This window comes from Streptomyces sp. NBC_01268, from assembly GCF_036240795.1.
Classification (GTDB): Bacteria; Actinomycetota; Actinomycetes; order Streptomycetales; family Streptomycetaceae; genus Streptomyces.
The window spans coordinates 7,775,286-7,797,062 of sequence record NZ_CP108454.1 but is presented as its reverse complement, the minus strand read 5'-3'; the positions used below and the strand labels follow the sequence as shown (position 1 = coordinate 7,797,062).

Sequence of the window (21,777 nt, the reverse complement as noted above, 5' to 3'; positions counted from 1 at the left end):
GTCTCTCCTCCGCTCGGCGCAGCGGGGAGAGTATGTGCCACGGCGGCAGATTCTGGATAGTCCCTGATGGGAGTAGGTGCGAGGGGAAGGGCCCCGGGGAGTCTCCGCCCCGGGGCCCAACAGTACGGTTCATCGCAGGCCGTACGCCCGGATGATCTCGTTCTTGACGCTGAAGCCCCTGCCCGTCTCGGCGCTCGCGCGGACCGAGACGAAGCCGCCGGGCTTCGTGGCCGTCCTGAACGAACCCGTCCAGTAGCCGTCAGGGCCCTTCGTCACGGATACCTTCCGCCAGGTGGCACCGTCGTCGTACGAGACGTCCAGCTTCACCGTGGTGACGGTGCCCGGCACGGTGCCTCGGCCCATCGACACCGGCTTGAGCGCGATCCGCTGGGTCGCGTTGGCCTTGACGTCGCCGTGCAGGTCCGACTCCAGCTCGTAGTCCAGGTTCAGCACCGGAAACGGCTCGAAGAAGTCCGAATCGACGGTGTCGGACATGAACGTCCACTCGGTATGGGTGCGCGTCGAGAGCCGGAAGACGTCAGCGGGCCGCTCCGCGTCCAGGACGGCGCGGTAGGGCAGGTTGCCCGCCGGCACCTCCACCCACTGCATGTCCGTGCTGTTCGGGTTGTCGTGGATCAGCGTGTCGCCCTGGAAGACCTGCAGGTGGGTCGGCGTCTCACCCCACGGCAGGAAGCCGCCGAGGCGCATGGTGTCACTGGAGGAGGCCCACGCCTGCACGTTCCAGGTCATGTAGTTCTGCCAGCGGGAGTTGTACACGCCGAACGACTCGCTCTGGCCGGGCCTGGTCACCGGAGCGAACCAGTCCAGTCGGGTGGTGCTGCCCTTGGTGTACGTGTTGTCCCCCGACACCATCACCCACGGCAGGCCGCCGTCGACGCCCTGCGCGTGGAACTCCCTCCAGACCTGGCCCGGAGTCACCCATTCGGTGCGGGTGCCCGGGTGCCACTCGCGCTCGGGGAAGTTGAAGGACGGGCTGAGGGTGAAGTCGGACCGGTAGCCCTCCGCCGGCCCGCCGGCCGTGGCGGAGTAGTAGCGGGCGTCGATCCGGGCGAGGTCGTCCTTGGTCGGCTTGTAGACCAGGGCACGGTCCGGAACCTGGCCGGGGTACTCCCGGGTGAGGTCGTAGACGAACGGTGTGTACTCGGTCTGCTTCACGGTCAGCTTGAACATGCCGGCCTTGGCCATGGTGACGAGGGTCTTGCCCGCGTCACGGTGCACGGTGGCGACCGGGATGGCCGACTCGCCGACGTACTCCATCAGGGGACCGACACCGTCGTTGACCACGATCAGCGCCTTCGCCCCGGCCGCGACCGCGGCCTCCGTGCGCTCCTGGGGCGAGACCTCGTCGCTGCGCTCGATGACGACGACCTTGCCCCTGGCGTTGCCCCGCTCGTACGCGGCCGCCGCACCGTTGCCCGCGTAGACGGCGTCCAGCGTGTCCGTGGACGTGCCCAGGGCGCTGCCCGCCTGCGCCAGTGCCTCGAACCGGAGTCGACCGCCCTTCGTGCTCAGGCTGAGCTGCGGCTCGCCCTTGCGCCAACGGGTGGTCAGCATGAACGTGCCCTGCTTCATCGGCTCCGTCGGCGCGACGTAGACGTCGTCGTACGTCGGCGGCAGCACGTACGCGCTGCGGTAGTCCATGAACGGGTCCAGGTCCTTGTAGTGGACGTTGAAGTCGACCTTGCGCTGGCGGTCCTCGGTGCGCTGCGGCGCCTCGGTCTGCAGCAGGCGTGCCTTGCTCGCGTCGAGCACCACGTCCGCGGCGCCGTCCTTGAGCACGGTCTCCGGGTCGACCAGCACGGCCAGACCCGAGCGGTCCGCCTTCTCGCCGGTCACGTCGAGGTACCCCGCGACGGTGTACAGGCCGGGTGCCATGCGCATGGTGGTCGAGCCGTCGACGTAGACCTGCCACGGCCAGAAGTCGCCGGCCAGGTTGATCGTGACCCAGCCGGCGCCGGGCTTGCCGTCCCGCCCGAGCAGCTTGATGTTCAGGTCGTAGCGCTCCTCCTCCTTGAGCAGCGCCACGGACGTGCGGGTCACCGGCTGCCCGGTGGCCGCGTCGGTGGCCGTCACATAGCCGACGTGCCGGCCTGCCGAGGCGGCCTGCGGGTCACCGGTCACCGGGACGGCGGCGGTGCCGCCCGCCGGGACGGTGACCGTCGTGGCTCCCAGCGTGAACGGGCCGCCGTCGTCGTCGCTCAGCGCCAGGTTCAGCGTGACGTCGGCGGAGCCGGTGTTGGTGAAGGTCAGGTCCTTGGTGACGGCGCCGTCGCTCGGCTCGTGCGGCCATGTGTGGTTGCCGAAGAAGAGCGATCCGGTGCCGCGGACCGTGGTGCGCACGGCGGCGGCCACGTCGAGACGGCCGGTGCCGACCTCGTACGGCGAGTACCCGCCGTCCAGGCCCTTGGCGGTGCTCATCAGGTGTTCCTTGAGCTGCGCGCCGGTCCAGTCCGGGTGCTGCTGGGCCAGGATCGCCGCCGCACCGACCACATGCGGGGTGGCCATCGAGGTGCCGCTGATGGTGCGGTAGAGGCCCTCACCACCGCCGGTCATCTCCTGCGAGCGGGCCGCGGTGATGTCCACGCCGGGCGCCGCGATGTCCGGCTTCATACCGCCGGAGTAGGCCAGCGGGCCGGTGCTGGAGAAGGACGCGAGCCGGTCCTGCTTGTCCGTGGCGGCCACGGTCAGCGCCGAGGCGGCCGCGCCCGGGGCGGAGATGCTCTCCGGGCCGGAGTTGCCGGCGGCTATGACGAACAGCGTGCCGTACTGGGCGGACAGCGCGTCGACCGACTGCGACATGGGGTCGCTGCCGTCCGTCGGGTAGGAGTCGCCGAGGCTCATGTTGACCACGTCCGCGCCGGATTCGGCAGCCCACTGCATGCCGGCCATGACCCAGGAGTCCTGACCGTAGCCCTCGGCGCCGCCGAGCACCTTGCCGACGTACAGGTCGGCGCCGGGGGCGACGCCCTTGTAGTCGCCCCCGGAGGCGGCGCCCGAACCGACGATCGTGCCGGCGACATGCGAGCCGTGCCCGTTGACGTCGGTGACGGCCTCACCCGGCACGAAGCTCGCCGTGCCGTCGATCAGGCCTGCGAAGTCGGGGTGGTTGACGTCGATGCCGGTGTCGAGCACCGCGACCTTGACGCCTTTGCCGTCGTAGCCGGCCGCCCAGGCCTCGGGCGCGCCGATCAGCGGCACGCTCTCCTTCAGACTGGCCTTCACGCGACCGTCGAGCCACAGCTTCGCCACGCCCGCGCCCAGAGACGGGCTGCCCTGCGGCGCGACGGTGTTCCAGAAGGTGCGGGTCCGCCGCTTCTCCGTGCTGAGCGCGGCGCCTCGGATGCCCTTGAGCTTTCGGGTGAGCCTGCTGCCCCGGGGAGCCGTGGGCTCGACGGCCGCGCGGGACTTCGGCTGGGTGTACGTCGCGATCAGCGGTACCTCAGCCGCTTTCGCGTCGTCGTAGCCCATCTCGATCAGGTCGGTGACGTTGAACAGCCGTCGGTCCAGCGTGTCCGTGTCCAGCAGCGGCGCCGCCTCGTCCGGGATGACGAAGAGGTCGCCCTTGATCTCCTGGAGCTTCACGCCGCCGACGGCGCTGTCGGGCCGGTCGACCTCGGCGATCTGCCTGCCGTCGGCCGTCGTGGTGACGGTGACGACGTCGCCGGTGACCAGGGTGACCTTGTGGGTCGCCGAGGGCTTGGCAGGAACGGTGGGCTTGCTCGGAGTGGCTTGTGCGGGCGCTTGCAGGACCGCAAGCCCCGACGCCAGCAGCGGCACCGCGGTGGCAACCGAGATCAGCCGCCAGCGCCCGCGCCGGAAGGCGGAAGTACGAGAGGGGGAAGACATGCCATGGGTCTATCGACCCGTGAACGCCGTCGTGAAGGCCTCACGGCGGCAAGTCCTCGCCATGGCAAAGGCTTGCCAGGCGTGAATCGTGGGATTCCGGACGGAGCATGACGAGCCCCAGGCGGGCGTCCTGCGGTGCCCCCATGCCGCCGGCCTGGCGACGGACGCCCACAAGACGTGGAACGTCCCCTACGACTGCGGACTCGCGATCGTGCGCGACGCGTCCGCGGTTCGGGCGGCGATGGGCCGGCGTGGCGACCGAGAGCCACGATGGACATCATCTGCGCCAGGCGCTCCAGGACTTCGCGTTCACGGTCGATGATCGGCTCGATCACGGAGGCGAGGGCAGGCCCACCGCTGTCAGCTCGCCGGCACCCCACAGCAGCGCGCAGTCCGCGACGGTGCTCCGCCCCGTCTCGAACTCCTTCAGGTCCGTCGGTGCCGGTCACAGACGGAGGACGACCAACGCCGTGTCGTCGGTGTTGCCGTCAGGCGGGAGCAAGTCGGCAAGGAGGGCGTCGGCCAGGTCCTCCGGTCCGGCTCGTCCATGGCGGGTGAGGGAGGCGGCGAGGCGGCCCAGTCCGGTGTCGATGTCCTCCGTACGGCGTTCGATCAGGCCGTCGGTGTAGAGGACCAGGGTGGCGCCTTCGGTGAACGCCCTGCTGCTTTCCGGTCGCGGGACGTGTTCGGGGCGCGCGCCCAGAGGTGGATCGGTCGCCTGGTCGAGGAAGGTCACGGTGCCGTCGGGGTCGAGCAGGGCAGGAGGGGGATGGCCGGCGCTGCTGTACGTGATGGTGTGGGTGTCCCAGTCGATGAAGGTCTTCACCACAGTGGTCGACTCGGCCCCCTCGACGCTGCGGGCATACAGTCCGAGGGCTTCCAGGGCCCGGGCCGGACCGTCGGCGACACGGGCGGCGGCGCTCAGCGCGCTGCGCAGCTGCCCCATGACGCAGGCCGCTTCCAGGCCGTGGCCGACGACGTCGCCGACGGCGACCGCGATCCGGTCACCGGGCAGGTCGACCAGGTCGTACCAGTCGCCGCACACGTTCAGGGCGCCGACGGCGGGCTGGTAGCGGACGGCTGCCCGGTGATGCCCGACCGGCGTGGGGGCCGGCAGCATCGCCGCCTGCAGGGCGAGGGCGACCTCACGGTCACGCGCCTGCGACTGGCGCAGGCGTTCGTTGATGTCCTGCAGTTCACGGGCGCGGGTGTAGAGCTCGGCCTCCAGCGCGTGGACGTGACTGCCACCGCCCGGGCCGCCGCGGGCGCGGACGAGTTCGGTGACCTCCTCCACCCGGTGCACAATCAGCACCACGCTCCCGTCCGAGCCGAACACGGGCGCGTTGACCGGACTCCAGAAGTGCTCCACCCAGCGTCCTGGTCGTGCCGTGTCCTCGATGTCGTAACGCAACAGCGCCATGGTGTCGCGCTCGCCGGAGGACACCACGCGCAGCATCGACTCCCGGGTCTCCCGCATGCCGGCCGCGGCCGGTTCGTCGGGGTGTTCGGGGAAGACGTCGAAGATGTAGCGGCCCACCAGCTGGTCGCGGCTGCGCCCCGCGAGCCGGAGGAAGTCCTCGTTGGCGTCCGCGTACAGCAGGTCAGGAGTGAGCAGAGCCACCATGCCGGGCAGGGCACGGAAGACCGCCCCGTAGTCAATCTGCGGATTCCTCATGTACTGCCCGCCTCGGCGCCGACCGTCGTTTGCTGATGCTCCACGATAAGAGCGACGCACCCCGGAACCGGGTCACCACTCCCCGGGCCCCCCGGAGTCCGCAAGGCCCCGGCGTCCTGCCGGGTGACGGGACCGAAGGCGAGGGGGCGGATGAGCACGGACGTCCCACGGACGGCGCGGCCGGGTGGCCGGCGTCGTGCCGGCCCCACCGTCCCCGGGTCAGTGGCACCGGCTTACGGGGGGGGGCGAGTCGTCCGAGGGTTCCTTCGACCACGCCGTCGCCATCGATGACGACAGCGCCCCCGGGACCTCCCCGCTGGACTGGCCCCTCCCTGACCCGTACGGGGGCCGTGTACTTCACGGTCACGGTGTTCTCCACCGTGGGCTTCGGCGACATCGTCCCCGCGAGGGCCTCGGTCCGCCTGAACGACCGTCACTCCACCGCCGCACAAAGGCGGTGAGCCCGCTCGGTGCGGTGCCCGCCACGTGATACCACGTCAGGAAGACGCCGGTGAATCGCCGCGATCCCGACGAATGTCGAGCCAAGGAGCTGATGCGCGTGTCGGCCGACAGTCCCGTCGGAGCACCGGGCAAGCCGCCGCCGGATCCCTTCGCCCTGGTCAGGACCCGCGGTTACGTCGGGCTCCTGGTCATGGCGGCGGCGCTCGGAGTGCCGATCTCCGCAGCCGCGTACGGCTTCCTCGCACTGGTCAACGAACTCCAGCCGTGGACCTACACCGACCTGCCCAAGGCGCTGGGCTTCCAGGCAACCCCTCCCTGGTGGCCCCTGCCGCTGCTGGGTGTCGCAGGCCTGCTGGTCGGAGCGACCATCCGATACCTGCCCGGAATCGGCGGTCACAAGCCCGCGGAGGGGCTGTCGATGGCCGGCGCACCGAAGCCGCTCGAACTTCCCGGCATCTTCCTCGCCGCCGTGGCCTCGTTGGCCCTCGGTGCCGTCATCGGCCCCGAGGCACCGCTCATCGCCCTCGGCAGCGGCGCGGCCGTCTGGCTCGTACGCCTGGTCAAGCCGGACCTGCCGGAGCGGGGCGGGGCCGTGGTCGGCGCGGCCGGAAGCTTCGCCGCGGTCAGCACCCTGCTCGGGTCACCCATCACCGGGGCGTTCCTCCTCATGGAGGCGTCGGGAATCGGCGGGCCGATGCTCGGGGTCGTCCTGGTGCCAGGCCTGCTCGCCGCCGGCATCGGCTCGCTCGTCTTCACCGGCCTGGACAACTGGACCGGTCTCGGCACGTACTCCCTGGCGCTTCCGGAGGTCCCGCACGCCGACACGCCCGATGTCGCCGAGTTCGGCTGGGCACTCGTCATCGGGCTGGTGGCGGCCCTCGTCGGCACGGGCATCCGGCGGCTCGCCCTCCTGGCGCAGCCCCGTGTCGAGCGGCGCCGGGTGACCGCCACCGTGCTGATGGGGCTGGTGGTCGCAGGGCTCGCCATCGCCTACGCCGAAGGCACGGGGAAAGCCGCGACCGAGGTGCTGTACTCGGGGCAGACCGCCCTCGGCCCGCTGATCGCGAACAGCGCGGAATACTCCGTCGGTACGTTGACCCTGCTCGTCGCGTGCAAGGGACTGGCGTACTGCGCCTCACTGAGCGCGTTCAGGGGAGGTCCGATCTTCCCGGCGATGTTCCTGGGTGCGGCGGGCGGTATCGCGCTGTCACACCTTCCCGGGCTGGGGCTCACCCCTGCGTTCGCGATGGGGATCGGAGCCATGTCGGTCACCATGCTCGGGCTCCCTCTGACCTCGGTGCTGTTGGCCACCCTGCTGCTGGGATCGCAGGGCCTCACCGTCATGCCGCTCGTCATCGTCACCGTCGTCGTCGCCTATGTCGCGTCGAAGCGACTCAGCCCGCCACCGACCGGCGGGGCGCAGGCTCCCGCTCACGAAGGAGCGCCGGTGCGGTGATCTACCGTCAGGTACACCATGGGCCCGCGCGATTCGCAAGACTTCCCGGGGACTGACACGATCCGCAGCGCACACTCAGCGTGCCTTCCTGCCACCGATCGGTCCAGCCGGACAGGGGCTTGGGCCCCCTGCCCAGACCCCGGCTTGCAGAGGTGCCTGCGGCGAGCCCACCCCGGCCGAGCCGGGGCGCCCCGACACGGTCAGGAGTACCAGTCGGCCTCCGTCGCCCGCGCCCGCCGGGGCACCTCCCGGGCGGGCATGGGCCGGCGCTCGCCACCGGCGAGCAGCGTGCTGGCCGGATCGCCGCCGAGCATGCCCGGGAGCGTCACCTCGACATCGATGCCGCGAGGCGGGTCGGTGGGCAGGATCGTGGTCAGCACCGTCGTCTGGGCGTGGTGACCATGGGCGCGGGCGGCGGCGACCTGTTTCCCGTCCACGAGGAGCTCCAGCTCCCGCGTGCCCCCCATCCGCAGGCCCACGGTGACCGAGCAGCCGGCGTGCTCGCAATGAAAGTGATACTCGCGGCTCATGGTTGCCTCCCTGAAGCACCCGGCAGCAAGGCCTCTGCCCCTCCATCGTGGCACCGGGTGGTGGCGGCGTCAGCCCTGGATCCCGCTCCCGCGGTCGTCACCGTGATCCTCACCCGCTACGCCCCCTCCCCACCGACCGCACCACCGTCGCCGAGCGCGGGAGGGCGCCGGCGTCGCGGGGCTGAGGGCGGACGCGCAGCATGGAGGCATGGCTGTACTCCCGCTCCCGGGGAACCGTTCGACGGCCTGCGTGCCCAGCGCACCCGACCATGACCGGGATCCCGATCGAGTGGCCCTCCTGCAGGCGCCGACCAGGAGAGCTTCGGAACCCATCCGCGCCTGGACCGACGCCGCCACCGCGTTCGCCCCGCATCCACGAAGGATCTCGGGGACAGCGCTGCCCCACCCTGCGGCCTGGCCTACTTCGACGACGCTTCCCTGCCGGCCCACGCCCTCAGTACGCCTGGAGCCCGTATGTCCCACCGTCTGCCGCCCGGCCTGCCCCGAACGGCCTGCGCAACGCTCGCGGCCCTCCTGACGGCCGTTCTGGCCACCGTGCCGACCGGCCCCGCCCATGCCTTCACCGGCGGCAACCACGAGGACATCACCAGGGCCGCACTGCCCTGGCAGCCCATGACGCTGACCGAGATGGCCGATGCCCGCGACGGGGCGATCAACGCCAACGACCACCCTCCGTACTTCGATGTCGGCCCCCTGCACTGCGACAACGCCGACTACCTCGAGCCCCGCTACGCCCCCGCCTACCCCCGCACTCGGGACGAGGCGACCACCGAGCTCCTCGCGTGCATCCGTACCTCCGTAACCCGCTTCCGCAACGCGGTCGAGGCCGCCGACGGCCTCGTCGACGCCCACGGCAAGGTGCACGCCGACCAGAGCGACCTGTCCTCGCACTGCACATGGGGCGAGAAGCCCCAACGGGCCAAGTGCGACGTCCTCGAACAGCTCGGCCGCGGCTGGCACCAGATCGAGGACTTCTACTCTCACTCCAACTGGACGGACCGGGCCGCCCCTGGTCGGGTCGGGCTCGACAACCCACCCGGACTGGAGCGCACCGAGGTCGCGCCGTTCCTCGCCATGGGCCGCTACAGCGCCATGAAGGACGCCGACTGGACCCGGGACGCGCGCGCCCTCATTCCCGTCGACCTCACCACGGGCTGCTACACCGATGTCGATTCGACGGGTGTCAAACCCGCCGACTGCGACGGCCGCGTCTCCCACAACCGCGCGCTGAACAAGGACACCGCCGCATCAGCCCGCTCCCAGACGGACGACAACTTCCGGCACTCCACGGCCGGAGCCACCGCCGAGATCACGCGCCAGTGGAACGATTTCAAGGCCGAGCTGCTCAAGACGTACCCCGATCACCGGCGCGGCGCCCAGATGATCTGCGCTCTCGTCCACGACGACCCTGCCAGCGCCTGCCCCTGACGGGGCAGGCGACCCTCGTACAGGCTCCCGCCGACCGAGTCCGGGTCGGTCAGCGTGTACGAGACGCGCTGGCCACCGGCCGCACCGTCGGCGGGGCGGCCAAGCTGCCGTGGCAGGGGGGGCCGCCGCCGGACCGCAGCGCGAGCCCCGCTGCCGTGCCTCCCAGGCGAGAGGCCGGGATGCGACCTAGGGTTGAAGGGAGCTCCGCCACGGCACTCGCCGTCGCCATCGCGGATGCCGAGATCGAGGCCCGGGCCGAGAGCGGACGGCCCACCCGGCATCGACGCCCGGCGCGGCCCGACGTCGGAGCAGGCCTCCGAGCCGTTCAGGCCCCCGCTTGCCCTGTGCCGGACATCCCGGACAGCCACAGCACCAGGCAGGAGAGTCCTCAATGCCTCAGAACCCGACCTCTGCGATGCGCGCGGCGGCCCACGCCACACCCAAGGAACGCGCGGCCCTCGGCAGGAAGGCCCGGCGCCACTCGCCGCGGTCGGGCCACGCCGTGTACGAGCCGGCTCGCGGGCGGACGGATCCCCTGGCGATCCTGGAGGCGCAGTCCGCGGCACGAGTGCCCGAACTCGTGCCGATCCGCTACGGCCGGATGACGGAATCCCCGTTCCGCTTCTACCGGGGGGCTGCCGCGATCATGGCCTCCGACCTGGCCGACACCCCGCGCTCGGGACTCACGGCCCAGCTGTGCGGGGACGCCCACCTTCTGAACTTCCGCCTGCTCGCCTCACCGGAGCGGCAGCTGATGTTCGACATCAACGACTTCGACGAGACACTGCCGGGCCCCTGGGAGTGGGACGTCAAGCGGCTCTCCGCGAGCTTCGTCATCGCGGGGCGGGCGAACGACTTCGACGACACCGAGCGTGCCCGAATCGTCCGTTCGACGGTTCGTTCGTATCGCGAGGCCATGATCCGCTTCGCAGGGATGCGCACCATCGACGTCTGGTACGCGAAGATCGATGCGGACCTCCTCGAGTCCCTGGCAGCGGGCCGGCTCCACGCGACGAAGCACGGTCGGCGGAACCTGGCCCACGCGCTGGCGAAGGCCCGTACCCGCGACAGCCTGCAGGCTTTCGACAAGCTCACCGAGACGGTCGACGATCGGCCCAGGATCGCGGCGGACCCCCCGCTGCTCGTCCCGGTCGGCGACCTGCTGCCGGACGTCGAGCGCGCCACGCTCGAGCGCCAGTTCCGCGGCCTGATCGAGCGGTACGGCCTCACTCTCGCTTCCGACCGGCGCACCCTCCTGGAGGACTACCGACTGGCGGACGTCGCCCGCAAGGTGGTCGGCGTCGGCAGCGTCGGCACCCGGTGCTGGATCTTCCTCCTGCTCGGCCGGGACGACCAGGACCCGCTCTTCCTCCAGGCCAAGGAGGCCGACGCCTCCGTGCTGGCCGCACACGTCGGCGCGAGCCGGTACCGCAACCAGGGCGAGCGGGTGGTGTCGGGCCAGCGGCTGATGCAGGCCACGAGTGACGTCTTCCTCGGCTGGGAGCGAGTGGACGGGATCGACGGCAAGAAGCGCGACTTCTACGTCCGCCAGTTGCGCGACTGGAAAGGCATCGCCATGCCGGAGAGGATGCGGCCGAAGGACATGCAGGCGTTCGGCGAACTGTGCGGGGTCACACTGGCTCGTGCGCACGCGCGGTCCGGCGACCGCATCGCGATCGCCGCGTATCTGGGCGGCGGCGACTCGTTCGACCGAGCCCTCGCCACCTTCGCGGAGGCGTACGCCGACCAGAACGAGCGAGACCACCAGGCCCTGGTGGACGCGGTGCGCGCGGGCCGGCTGCCCGCGGAGGAACTGCCGGCGTCCTGAGCCGCGGACGGCAGCCTCGGCGTACGTGTTGTCGCCCGACACCATCGACCAGGGCAGCGGTCCGTCGACGCCCTGAGTGGAAATCCCTCCGGACCGGGCCCGGGGTCACCCGCTCCGTGCGGGTGTCCGGGTGCCACTCGAGCTCGGGCATGCCGGAGGACGGGCTGAGGGTGAAGTCGGGCCGGTGGCCTTCCGCGAGCCGCCCGCCGCCGCCGCGTAGTAGCGGGGCGTCGATCCGGGCGAGGTCACGCTCGCTCGGCCAAGGCTTGTCAGTCGTGGACCGCGCGGTTCCGGGCGGAAGGACGTGGCAGGTCGCGGGTACCGACATGCGCCGGGGGACGACGGGGGTCAGATTGGAGATATCCGACCCGCCGGACGGAGACGTCTCGGCGGGCAGACGACATGGAGGAGCCTGTCAGACCATGGCTCGCGAAACGACAGATGAGTCGCCGCGACTGGTTCTCGTCGTCGGCGTCGCCGGGTCGGGCAAGTCGACGGTGGGGCGTCTTCTCGCCGAGCGGCTGGGTTGGGCGTACCGGGACGCGGACGAGTTCCACTCCGAGGCCGACCGCGCCAGGATGGCTGCCGGCCATGCCCTCACGGACAGCGACCGGGAGCCGTGGCTCGAAGCGATCGGGGAGTGGATGGACCGGGCGACCGCGACCGGTCAGCGGGCCGTCGTCACCTGCTCGGCGCTCAAGCGTCACTACCGGGACAAGCTGCTGGCAGGGCGGCCCGACACTGTTCTGGTGTACCTGCACGGCTCGCGCGGGCTGCTGGAGTCCCGGCTGGCCTCGCGGCACGGTCATTTCTTCCCGGCGGCCCTGCTGGACAGCCAGCTCGCGGTCCTCCAGGAGCCGGAGCCCGATGAGCACCCGGTGGTGGTGGAGATCGACCAGCCTCCGGAGGCCGTCGTCACAGCCGTGCTGTCGCTGATGCGCCGGGACTCCGGTGTCGGGGTTCCGGCCGACGGGCCGGGCCCGGAGCGGGCCGTCCACGCCGTCGTACGCGAGAGTTCTTCCGCGTCCCCCAGCCCCACGGGCGCGTCGTGGCGGTTGGTCCGGGAAGAGCAGAGCGCGGAAGTGGTCCAGCTGGGCGGCGCCCTGCGCGACTACGTCGTGAACGGCCGACCGCTGCTCGACGGGTTCCCCACGGGGTCCACCGTCACGGGCGGGCGCGGGCAACTGCTCGTGCCCTGGCCGAACCGCGTGGGCGGCGGACGCTACCGCTTCGACGGCAGGGAACTGCAACTCCCCCTGACCGAGGTGGAGAAGGGCAACGCGATCCACGGACTGCTTCGCTGGACCCTGTGGGAACTGCTCGCCCGCACCGCTGACTCGGTGACGCTGGGCACGACGCTCTGTCCCCAGCCCGGATATCCGTTCCTCCTCGATGTCCGTGTCGAGTACCGGCTGGGGGCCGACGGGCTCAGGACCGCGGTCCGGGCCACCAACACCGGTACCGATCCCGTGCCTTACGGTGTGGGCCAGCATCCCTATCTCACGGTCGGCACCGAACTCGTCGACAGCGCCGTGCTGACCGTTCCGGCCCGGACCCTGCTGCGTACCGACGACAGGGGCCTGCCGATCGGCCAGGAGCCCGTCGAGGGCACCCCGTACGACTTCCGCACCGCCCGCCCCATCGGCGACCTGCGGCTGGACACCGCCTTCACCGGACTCGACCGCGATCCCGACGGGCGGGCGATCGTGCGGCTGGCGCACCCCTCCGGGCGGCGGGGCGTCGATCTGTGGCTGGGCGAGGGCACTCGCTGGGTGCAGGTGTACACGGGCGACACCCTGGCCGAACCCGAGCGCCGGCGACGGGGAGTCGCCGTGGAGGCGATGTCCTGTCCACCGGACGCCTTCCGGAGCGGAACGGACCTCGTCGTCCTGCAGCCGGGCGCGACCCACGTGCTCCGCTGGGGGCTGATTCCCTGGGGGTACGCGTGACACCGTCCGTCGAGCCGTCGAGGACGGGCGACATGACCGCGCACGATTTCCGGGCGCTCTACGAGCGGCTCCGGAGCCGGGCGGCGCCGCCGGCGGTGAACGGCCGGTGTGGTGCGCTCCGCCATCTCACACCTGAGCGGGTGGTGGCGGCCGCCTCGGAGGTCCGGCTCGGTCGCACCGTGTCGATGGCGGCTCCGATCGAGACCGTACCGGGTCCCGACGACCCCGAGCCCGCGGTGCACCGCATGACCGGCCCGAGCCCGCGCGACCTCCGCTCCGACGCGCTCCACTTCGCCACCGACCGCTTCGCCATGAACGTGCACGGCGACGCGGACAGCCATCTCGACGCCCTCTGCCATGTGGTGTTCGACGGGGAACTCTACGGCGGGGTGCCCGCGAGCACCGTGACCGACGCAGGGGCCGGTCGGCTCTCCGTCGACCTGCTCGGCGACGGCATCGTCGGCCGGGGTGTCCTGCTGGACATCCCGCGGCTGCGCGGCGTGCCCTGGCTGGAACCGGGCGACGTCGTGACCTCGGGCGACCTGACGGCCGCCGAGGCCGCGCAGGGAGTCCGCGTCGGACCGGGCGACCTGCTGTTCGTCAGGGTGGGGCATCGTCTTCGGCGCACCGAACTCGGGCCGTGGGACTCGGCCGGGGCGCGGGTGGGTCTGCACCCGACCGCCGTGGAGTTCCTGGCCGAGCGCGAGGTCTCCGTTCTGGGCGGAGACGGCAACAACGACACCGCGCCCAGCGTGGTGGAGGACATCGCCTTCCCCGTACACGTCCTGGCCATCCACGCCATGGGGGTCCCTCTCATGGACTACCTGGGGTTCGAGGACCTCGTCCCGGTCTGCACTCGGGCCGGGCGCTGGAGTTTCCTCTGTGTGGTGGCCCCCCTGCGGCTGACCGGAGCCACGGGGTCGCCCGTGAACCCGGTCGCGGTGCTGTGACGGCCTGGCGTCGGGGACCGTCGCAGTGGCGCGAGAAGGCCTTGCCCGCCAGGGAACACCACTCCGGTCGCCGTCCACGAGGAGGGCAGCTACCTTCGAGAGAGGTGGGGCCGCCGGACCCTCGCCCCTCGGGGCGCCAGGCGCCTGACATCGGGTCGGGGCCATGATTCCAAGGACGGTGGTCGCCATGGGCGACGCCCCTCACTATGACGTCATCATCATCGGCACCGGCGCCGGCGGAGGCACTCTCGCCCATCGGCTCGCCCCGTCCGGCAAACGCGTCCTCCTCGTCGAACGCGGCGGCTACCTTCCGCGCGAGCGGGACAACTGGGACTCGACGGCGGTGTTCGTCAGGGGCAAGTACCGTGCGCCGGAGTTCTGGCTGGACAGGAACGGCGACGACTTCCCGCCCGAGGTCAACTACTACGTCGGCGGCAACACCAAGTTCTACGGGGCCGCCCTCTTCCGGCTGCGTCCGGAGGACTTCGGCGAGATCCGTCATCACGGCGGCATCTCCCCGGCCTGGCCGATCCGGTACGAGGACCTGGAGCCGTACTACACGCAGGCCGAGCACCTCTACCTCGTCCACGGACGACACGGCGAGGATCCCGGCGAAGGCCCGGTGAGCGCGCAGTACGCCCATCCACCGGTGGAGCACGAGCCGCGCATCCAGCAGCTGAGCGACGATCTCGAGAAGCGCGGCCTGCACCCCTTCCACCTCCCGATCGGCGTCAACCTGATCCAGGAGAACGGCGGGCGGGCCACCCACTCCAGCGTCTGCATCCGGTGCGACCGGGTCGACGGCTTTCCGTGTCTGGTGCGCGGGAAGTCCGACGCCGAGGTGATCTGTGTGGAACCGGCTCTGGAGCACCCCAACGTCGAGATGGTCACGCACACCCAGGTGGTGCGGCTGGAGACGGATGACGGGGGACGCCGGGTCAGCGCGGTCGTCGGCCGGCTGGCGGACGGTTCCGAGGTCCGGTACACGGCGGACGTGGTGGTCGTCTCCTGCGGGGCGGTCAACTCCGCGGCGCTGCTGCTGGCCTCGGCGAACGAACACCATCCCCGTGGCCTCGCCAACAGCTCGGACGTGGTCGGCCGCTTCTACATGCGGCACAACAACCTCGCTCTGATGGCGGTGTCGAAGGAACCCAATGACACCCGATTCCAGAAGACCCTCGCCCTCAACGACTGGTACCTCGGCGCGGACGACTGGGACTTCCCGTTGGGCGGCATCCAGATGCTGGGCAAGTCGGACGCCGAACAGATCCACGGCGAGGCCCCCCGATGGGCCGGTGCGGTGACGCCCGACATGCCGTTCGAGGTGCTCGCGCGTCACGCCGTCGACTTCTGGCTGTGCGGCGAGGACCTCCCCCTGCCCGACAACCGGGTCACGCTCGACGGCGACGCACGTATCCGTCTCACTCTCGACGAGAAGAACAACGTCGAAGGCCTGAAGCGGTTGAGGCACAAGCTGCAGGGAATGCTGGGCCATCTCGGCATGCACGAGCACCACCTGCTGTCCCGCAGCATCTACCTGCACAAGGGCATGCCGATCGGTGCGACGGCGCACCAAGCGGGCACCGTACGCTTCGGCGCCGATCCTGCCGCCTCCGCGCTGGACGTGAACTGCAAGGCCCACGACCTCGACAACCTGTACGTCGTGGACACGAGCTTCTTCCCGAGCATCGGCGCGGTCAACCCGTCCTTGACGGCCATCGCCAACGCCCTGCGGGTCGGGGATCACCTCGTGGCCCGGCTGGGGTGAGATCGGCGCGGCCGGGCCCGTAGGTGGTCCGTCCGGACGAAGATGCTGGGCTCAACGGCCCAAAGACGATGCGGAGGAGATGCCGACCGCCTCATCGGGTGATTGCGTGAGCTGCCCGGCCGCGCCGGCCCCGGGCCCAGGCGACTGCGCAGCGAGGAGGCAGGGAATGGATTCCACTGTGGGGGCACCTCAGGATGTGATCCCGGCGCGTTTGCTGCACGGCCAGAAGGCTCTGGTCACCGGGGCCAATTCGGGCATCGGCAAGGCCACGGCCATCGGTCTGGGCCGAGCCGGTGCCGACGTGGTCGTGAACTACGTGGCGGGGCGCGAGGCCGCCGAGGAGGTGGTCGCGGAGATCGCCTCGTTCGGGGTCCGCGCCGCGGCGTACGAGGCCGACGTGTCCCAGGAGGACCAGGTCGTCGCCATGATGGACCGCATGGTCCGGGAGTTCGGCACCATCGACGTCCTCGTGGCCAACGCGGGACTGCAGCGGGACGCCCGGCTCACGGAGATGACGCTCGCTCAGTGGCAGAAGGTCATCGACGTCAATCTCACCGGTCAGTTCCTCTGCGCCCGGGAGGCGACCAAGGAGTTCCGGCGCCGGGGCGTGGTCCCCGAGGTGTCCCGCTCCGCCGGGAAGATCATCTGCATGAGTTCCGTGCACCAGATCATCCCCTGGTCGGGCCACGTCAACTACGCCTCCTCCAAGGGCGGCGTGCAGATGATGATGCAGACCCTGGCCCAGGAGCTCGCACCCGAGAAGATCCGCGTGAACGCGGTCGCCCCGGGAGCGATCAGGACGCCGATCAACCGCGCCGCCTGGGAGACGCAGGAAGCGCGGGAGGACCTCCTGCGGCTCATTCCGTACGACCGCATCGGTGACCCCGAGGACATCGCGAACGCCGTCGTCGCGCTCGCCTCCGACCTCATGGACTACGTGGTGGGAACCACCCTGTACGTCGACGGCGGCATGACCCTCTTCCCGGGATTCGCCACAGGCGGGTGACCGTCTCCCGGCCTGTCACGTCCACGAACAGCGAAGGCTTGCATGTCCACGTCGCTCCACCTGCTGGCGGATGCCCCGGCCCAACTGCTGCCGGCCCGGGAACTCATGGCCTTCACTCTGGCCTCCCACATCATCCTGGTACCGCTCGGCGTCGCCTTCCCCTTCATCACCCTTGTCATGCACTACCGCGGACTGCGCCACAAGGACGCCACGGCACTGCTCCTGGCACGACGCTGGTCGGCCGTCATGGCGGTGCAGTTCGCGCTCGGCATCGTCACCGGCACGGTGCTCTCGTTCGAGTTCGGTCTGCTCTGGCCCGGCCTGATGGGGCGGTGGGGTGATGTCTTCGGCATCGGATTCGGCGTCGAGGCCTGGGCCTTCTTCCTGGAGGCCGTGCTCATCGCCATCTACCTGTACGGATGGCGGCGGCTGAAGCCGCGGACGCACTTCCTCCTGGGCCTGCCCCTGCCGTTCGCCGCGCTGCTCGGAGCGTTCGGCATCCTGGCCGCCAACTCCTGGATGAACACGCCACAGGGCTTCTCGCTCGACTCCGGTGGCAACCCGGTCGACGTGAACGTCTGGAAGGCGATCTTCACGCCGATGTTCGGACCGCAGTACTGGCACTTCGTCGTGGCGATGGTCCTCACCGCGGGCTTCATGGTGGCCGGGGTCTATGCCGTCGGCTGGCTGCGCGGCCGCCGGGACCGCTACCACCGGCTCGGCTTCGCCGTTCCGTTCACCATCGCCGCCGTCGCCGCCCCGGTGCAGTTCGTCCTCGGCGATTCCATCGCCCGGTCGGTGTTCCACAAGCAACCGGTGAAGTTCGCCGCGATGGAGATCGTCTGGAAGACCGACACCAGGGTGCCGGAGTACCTCTTCGGACGTCTGAACGAGAACGGCACCGTCTCGGGCGGCATCAAGATCCCCTTGCTCGACTCGGTGCTGGCCGGGTTCAGCCCGGACACCGAGGTGGTGGGACTGACGTCCGTACCGGCGGACCAACGCCCCACGGCCACACAGGCGACCATCGCCCACTGGGCCTTCGACCTCATGGTCCTGATCGGATCCGTGCTGGTGCTGCTCGCCCTCTGGTACGGGTTCGTCTGGTTGCGGCACCGCCGACTGCCCGCCTCGACCTGGTTCTACCGCTCGGCGGCCTGCGCGGGCGTCGCCTCCGTGGTGGCCGTCGAGTGCGGCTGGATCGCCACCGAGGTCGGACGCCAGCCCTGGATCGTGTACCAGAACATGCGGGTCGCCGAGGCGGTGACGTCGACCCGCTCCACCAGCCTGTGGATCATGCTCGGTGTGGTGATGGCGGTGTACGTGTTCCTCTTCGGCTCGTTCCTCGTCATCCTGCTGAAGATGCGCACCCGGTGGCGCCTCGCCGACCGGCAGGCCGCCGCAGGGACGGGCCGTCCGCCGGAGGACGACCTCCCCTACGGGCCGCGAGCCCCCCTTCCCGTGGGAGACGCCCCTCCCACCGGAGACGGAGCCGGGCGGCCCGGGGGTGACCGCTCGTGACAGCCGACCTCATCGCCGTGGTCCTGCTCCTGGCCGTGACCGCGTACGCCTGCGCCGGTGGTACCGACTACGGGGCCGGCTTCTGGGACCTGACGGCCGGTGGGACGGCGCGCGGCCGGCGGCCCCGGTGGCTCATCGACCACGCCATGGCTCCCGTATGGGAGGTCAACAACGTCTGGCTGATCTTCGTTCTCGTCATCATGTGGACCGGATTCCCCGTCCTGTTCCAGACCGTGTTCTCCGCGATGTGGCTCCCGCTGGCCCTGGCCGTCGTGGGCATGGTCCTGCGTGGCGCCGGATTCGCCTTCCGCAAGCCGACCCGGCGGCTCGCCGGCCGTCGCCTGTACGGCGCCATGTTCGCCGTGGCCTCGCTCGTCACGCCGTTCCTCCTGGGTGCCGCCGTCGGCGGGGTCGCGTCGGAACGCGTGGCTCCCGGCACCGAGGCCTCGGCCGACATCTGGACCAGCCCCACCTCCCTCGTGTTCGGGCTCGTCGCCGTCGCGACCACGGCCTTCCTCGGCGCGGTGTTCCTGACCGGGGACGCCCGCAGGTTCGACGCGCCCGATCTGGTCGACTACTTCCGGCGACGGGCGCTGTGCAGTCTCGCCGTACTCACCGTGCTGGCGGTGGTCACCGCGTTTGTCACCCACGAGGACGCCCCCTATGTGTGGCACGGACTCACCCACGGCCTGGGGTTGTTCTTCGTCGTCGTGGCCGGAGCAGCCGCCCTCGCCACCCTGGTGATGCTCCTACGGCCTCCGAGCACCTGGATGCGTGTCACGGCGATCGGCGTCGTCGCGTCGGCCGTCGTCGCCTGGGGTATGGCCCAGCGCCCCTATCTGCTGCCGACCTCGCTGACCGTGGCCGACGCCGCGGGCGCGCCCGCCACGCTGACGTGGCTGGCGATCGTCACCCTGGTGGCCCTGCTGCTCGTCGTACCAGCCGTGGTCCTCCTCTACTGGCTCGACACCCACGGTGAGCTCGAAGAGCTCACCGACGCCGAGCTGCGCAAGGGGAGCGGCACCACGGGTGACGACGCGGCACCCGACCTCTGATCGCCCGTTCGCACGCGTCCTGGACGCCCCTCACGTCCGGACTCCGAGGAAGGAAGCCGCTGTGACCGACGACGAGATCCTTCTCGGACTCGCCCTGACGGTGGTGCTCGCCACCGGATCGCAGATCCTGGCCAGCAAGCTGCGCGTCCCGGCCCTGATCATCCTGCTTCCCGTCGGATTCGCCGCCGGCGCGATCACCGACGTCATCCACCCGGACAGACTCCTGGGTCCGGACTTCTCCGCCCTCGTGTCGCTGTCCGTCGCGGTGATCCTCTACGACGCCGGTCTGGGACTCGACCTGCGCAAGCTGGCCCACCACACCCGAGGGATCGTGGTCAGGCTGCTCGTGTACGGCGTGCTGCTCACCTTCTTCGTCACCAGCGCGGTGGCACCGGCGATGTTCGACATGCCCCTGCGCGTGGCCGCGATGCTCGGCATGATCCTCGTCGTCTCCGGGCCCACGGTCGTGGGGCCGATCCTCGACTTCGTGCGGCCGAGCGACAAGGTACGGCGCATCCTGATCTGGGAGGGGACGCTGACCGACCCGATCGGCGCCATCCTCGGCGCCCTCACCTTCCACGCGGTCGCCTCGTCACACCACGTCGACATCGGTCGGGGTTACCAGCTGGGTCAGTTCGCACTCAGCCTCGCCGTCGGGATGGTGGGCGGAGTCGTGGGAACCGCGCTGCTGTGGTTCACCCTGCGCACCCTGCGACTCGGCGAGACCCTCGGAACGCTGGCACAGCTCGCCATCGTGATCGGCATCTCGGCGGGCTGTGACGTCGTGCGGGACGACACCGGGCTCATCGCCGCCATCCTGGCGGGACTGGCCGTCTCCAACATCCGCGGCTTCGACATGCCCTCGCGCCGGCCCTTCCTGGAGACCCTGGTCCAGCTGATCATCGGACTGCTGTTCATCTCCATCTCCTCCACCGTGTCCCCGGCGTCCCTGGTGCCGGTACTCCTCCCCGGGCTCGGACTGATCGCGATCCTCGTCCTGGTCGTCCGGCCGATCGTGGCCTTCGGCGCCGCGGCGCGCACGGACCTTTCACGGGGGGAGCGCGCCTTCGTCGGGTGGATGGACCCACGCGGCATCGTCGCGGCAGCGACGGCCTCGGCCTTCTCCGCCGGCCTGGTACAGCGGGGGGTCGCCGGGGCCGCGGAGATCCTTCCCATCACCTTCCTGGTGATCGTGGGAACCGTTCTGCTGTACGCGCTGACGGCGGCCCCGGTGGCCAGACGTCTGGGCGTCGTCAGAGCGGAGGGCACGCGCGTCCTCCTGGTGGGTGGCGAGCCGTGGGTGGTCGACCTGGGCAGGGCCCTGAGATCCGCCGGCCTCGACGTGCTGATGTGGGCGGGAGTCGACGAAGAACGCGAGGAGATCAAACAGGCGGGCCTCGACCTCGCCAAGGGCGATCTGCTGGCCACGGCCATCAACCCCGGGGCTCGTCTGGAGGGCGTGACGGCCGTCTTCCTGGCCACCGACGACGACGACTTCAACGCGCTCGCCTCGATCGTGATGCAGGACAACGTCGAGGGTCCCGTCTACCGGGTGGGGCCACCGCACGACAGCCACGGCGTGGTCGCTCCCTACACCGGCGGCGACATCCTCTTCGGCCGCTCCCTGGTCCGGCACGTCCTCGCGGAACGCTACGGACGGGGTGCCCGGTTCGTGGTGCAGCCGGCCGCCGCCCCGCTGCCGCAGGAGTACGACACGCTCTTCGTGGTGCGGGCCGACCACCGGCTGGATCCCGTCACGGAGAGACGGGAGACCGTGCCGCAGGAGGGTGACACCGTCGTCCTCCTCGGGCCCGCGACGACCACCGCATCGCCCTGAGGGCCTCGCGGCCCACGGTCCGGCGCGCCGCGGCTCTTGGAGCATCGAGTCCAGGGAGATCGCGGCGTCGATGAGGGCCAGGGCCGGCCCGTGCATCGTGCCGATGATCGGTCTCGTCCTCGGCACCCTTCTCGCCGAGCTCGCGGCGGGCCACAGGTACCCCGTCCGGCGGAATTCCTCGATGTCCGGCCCACCAACGCCACGGGCAAGATCCTCAAGCGCGATCGGGCCGAAGTCCTTCGGTGGCGCCACGACGCATCGGCCGCCGGACGAGGACATGCGGCGCCGCTCCGGTCGCGAGACCCGGCGAGAGCGCCTTTGCTGGACGGGCGACGGACGCTCCGCCGCTCGCGGCCACCCGCGGACCGCTCTGCAGGAGATCCGTATGGAAGCCCAGCCCTGGCCGGTGCCAACGACGCTCGCC

General features: G+C 70.7%; 14 protein-coding genes. 11 read left to right on the top strand and 3 right to left on the bottom strand.

Translation table 11 applies throughout. The annotated features are described in order from the left end of the window. Positions 1 to 129 precede the first annotated feature (129 nt). Positions 130 to 3,867, bottom strand: a complete 3,738-nt coding sequence (locus OG309_RS34830; protein ID WP_329427137.1) for a S8 family peptidase — start codon at positions 3,865 to 3,867, stop codon at positions 130 to 132. A gap of 445 nt (positions 3,868 to 4,312) precedes the next feature. After that, on the bottom strand, positions 4,313 to 5,542 hold the full coding sequence (locus OG309_RS34825) for a PP2C family protein-serine/threonine phosphatase (RefSeq protein ID WP_329427135.1): 1,230 nt from the start codon (positions 5,540 to 5,542) through the stop codon (positions 4,313 to 4,315). Between the two features lie 35 nt (positions 5,543 to 5,577). Here OG309_RS34825 and OG309_RS34820 point away from each other — a divergent pair, with 35 nt between their 5' ends. Continuing rightward, on the top strand, positions 5,578 to 6,003 hold the full coding sequence (locus OG309_RS34820) for a potassium channel family protein (RefSeq protein ID WP_329428707.1): 426 nt from the start codon (positions 5,578 to 5,580) through the stop codon (positions 6,001 to 6,003). A 92-nt stretch (positions 6,004 to 6,095) separates the two neighbouring features. After that, on the top strand, positions 6,096 to 7,460 hold the full coding sequence (locus tag OG309_RS34815; RefSeq protein ID WP_443067611.1) for a chloride channel protein: 1,365 nt from the start codon (positions 6,096 to 6,098) through the stop codon (positions 7,458 to 7,460). Positions 7,461 to 7,660: 200 nt separating this feature from the next. Here the strand turns inward: OG309_RS34815 and OG309_RS34810 are convergent, their stop codons facing one another. Next, positions 7,661 to 7,990 (bottom strand): hypothetical protein, encoded by a 330-nt coding sequence (locus OG309_RS34810; RefSeq protein WP_266900265.1) that lies wholly within the window; start codon positions 7,988 to 7,990, stop codon positions 7,661 to 7,663. 474 nt (positions 7,991 to 8,464) lie between these two features. Here OG309_RS34810 and OG309_RS34805 point away from each other — a divergent pair, with 474 nt between their 5' ends. From OG309_RS34805 to OG309_RS34765, 9 genes are all read left to right on the top strand, one after another. Continuing rightward, entirely contained in the window at positions 8,465 to 9,439 is a 975-nt protein-coding gene (locus tag OG309_RS34805) for a hypothetical protein (protein WP_329427130.1), read from the top strand. A gap of 391 nt (positions 9,440 to 9,830) precedes the next feature. Next, positions 9,831 to 11,267 (top strand): DUF2252 domain-containing protein, encoded by a 1,437-nt coding sequence (locus OG309_RS34800; protein WP_329427129.1) that lies wholly within the window; start codon positions 9,831 to 9,833, stop codon positions 11,265 to 11,267. Between the two features lie 422 nt (positions 11,268 to 11,689). Then, positions 11,690 to 13,216 carry an aldose epimerase family protein gene (locus tag OG309_RS34795; protein WP_329427127.1) on the top strand — a complete coding sequence of 509 codons (1,527 nt, stop codon included), beginning with the start codon at positions 11,690 to 11,692 and terminating at the stop codon, positions 13,214 to 13,216. Positions 13,217 to 13,248: 32 nt separating this feature from the next. Next, positions 13,249 to 14,166 carry a cyclase family protein gene (locus OG309_RS34790; RefSeq protein WP_329427126.1) on the top strand — a complete coding sequence of 306 codons (918 nt, stop codon included), beginning with the start codon at positions 13,249 to 13,251 and terminating at the stop codon, positions 14,164 to 14,166. A gap of 187 nt (positions 14,167 to 14,353) precedes the next feature. Beyond that, positions 14,354 to 15,934, top strand: coding sequence for a GMC family oxidoreductase (locus tag OG309_RS34785; RefSeq protein ID WP_329427124.1), 1,581 nt, complete (start codon positions 14,354 to 14,356; stop codon positions 15,932 to 15,934). Positions 15,935 to 16,100: 166 nt separating this feature from the next. Beyond that, positions 16,101 to 16,940, top strand: a complete 840-nt coding sequence (locus OG309_RS34780) for an SDR family oxidoreductase (RefSeq protein ID WP_329427122.1) — start codon at positions 16,101 to 16,103, stop codon at positions 16,938 to 16,940. Between the two features lie 42 nt (positions 16,941 to 16,982). After that, positions 16,983 to 18,461, top strand: a complete 1,479-nt coding sequence (locus OG309_RS34775) for a cytochrome ubiquinol oxidase subunit I (protein ID WP_329427120.1) — start codon at positions 16,983 to 16,985, stop codon at positions 18,459 to 18,461. Next, on the top strand, positions 18,458 to 19,516 hold the full coding sequence (locus OG309_RS34770) for a cytochrome d ubiquinol oxidase subunit II (RefSeq protein ID WP_329427118.1): 1,059 nt from the start codon (positions 18,458 to 18,460) through the stop codon (positions 19,514 to 19,516). Before OG309_RS34775 ends, OG309_RS34770 begins: the two co-directional genes overlap by 4 nt. 61 nt (positions 19,517 to 19,577) lie before the next feature. After that, positions 19,578 to 21,353: a cation:proton antiporter gene (locus OG309_RS34765; RefSeq protein WP_329427116.1), complete on the top strand. Its 1,776-nt coding sequence runs from the start codon at positions 19,578 to 19,580 to the stop codon at positions 21,351 to 21,353. Positions 21,354 to 21,777 lie beyond the last annotated feature (424 nt).

Coding starts and splice junctions, on each gene's coding strand:
- OG309_RS34830 (WP_329427137.1), bottom strand. CDS start 3,867: ATGTCTTCCCCCTCTCGTACTTCCGCCTTCCGGCGCGGGCGCTGGCGG.
- OG309_RS34825 (WP_329427135.1), bottom strand. CDS start 5,542: ATGAGGAATCCGCAGATTGACTACGGGGCGGTCTTCCGTGCCCTGCCC.
- OG309_RS34820 (WP_329428707.1), top strand. CDS start 5,578: ATGCTCCACGATAAGAGCGACGCACCCCGGAACCGGGTCACCACTCCC.
- OG309_RS34815 (WP_443067611.1), top strand. CDS start 6,096: ATGCGCGTGTCGGCCGACAGTCCCGTCGGAGCACCGGGCAAGCCGCCG.
- OG309_RS34810 (WP_266900265.1), bottom strand. CDS start 7,990: ATGAGCCGCGAGTATCACTTTCATTGCGAGCACGCCGGCTGCTCGGTC.
- OG309_RS34805 (WP_329427130.1), top strand. CDS start 8,465: ATGTCCCACCGTCTGCCGCCCGGCCTGCCCCGAACGGCCTGCGCAACG.
- OG309_RS34800 (WP_329427129.1), top strand. CDS start 9,831: ATGCCTCAGAACCCGACCTCTGCGATGCGCGCGGCGGCCCACGCCACA.
- OG309_RS34795 (WP_329427127.1), top strand. CDS start 11,690: ATGGCTCGCGAAACGACAGATGAGTCGCCGCGACTGGTTCTCGTCGTC.
- OG309_RS34790 (WP_329427126.1), top strand. CDS start 13,249: ATGACCGCGCACGATTTCCGGGCGCTCTACGAGCGGCTCCGGAGCCGG.
- OG309_RS34785 (WP_329427124.1), top strand. CDS start 14,354: ATGGGCGACGCCCCTCACTATGACGTCATCATCATCGGCACCGGCGCC.
- OG309_RS34780 (WP_329427122.1), top strand. CDS start 16,101: ATGGATTCCACTGTGGGGGCACCTCAGGATGTGATCCCGGCGCGTTTG.
- OG309_RS34775 (WP_329427120.1), top strand. CDS start 16,983: ATGTCCACGTCGCTCCACCTGCTGGCGGATGCCCCGGCCCAACTGCTG.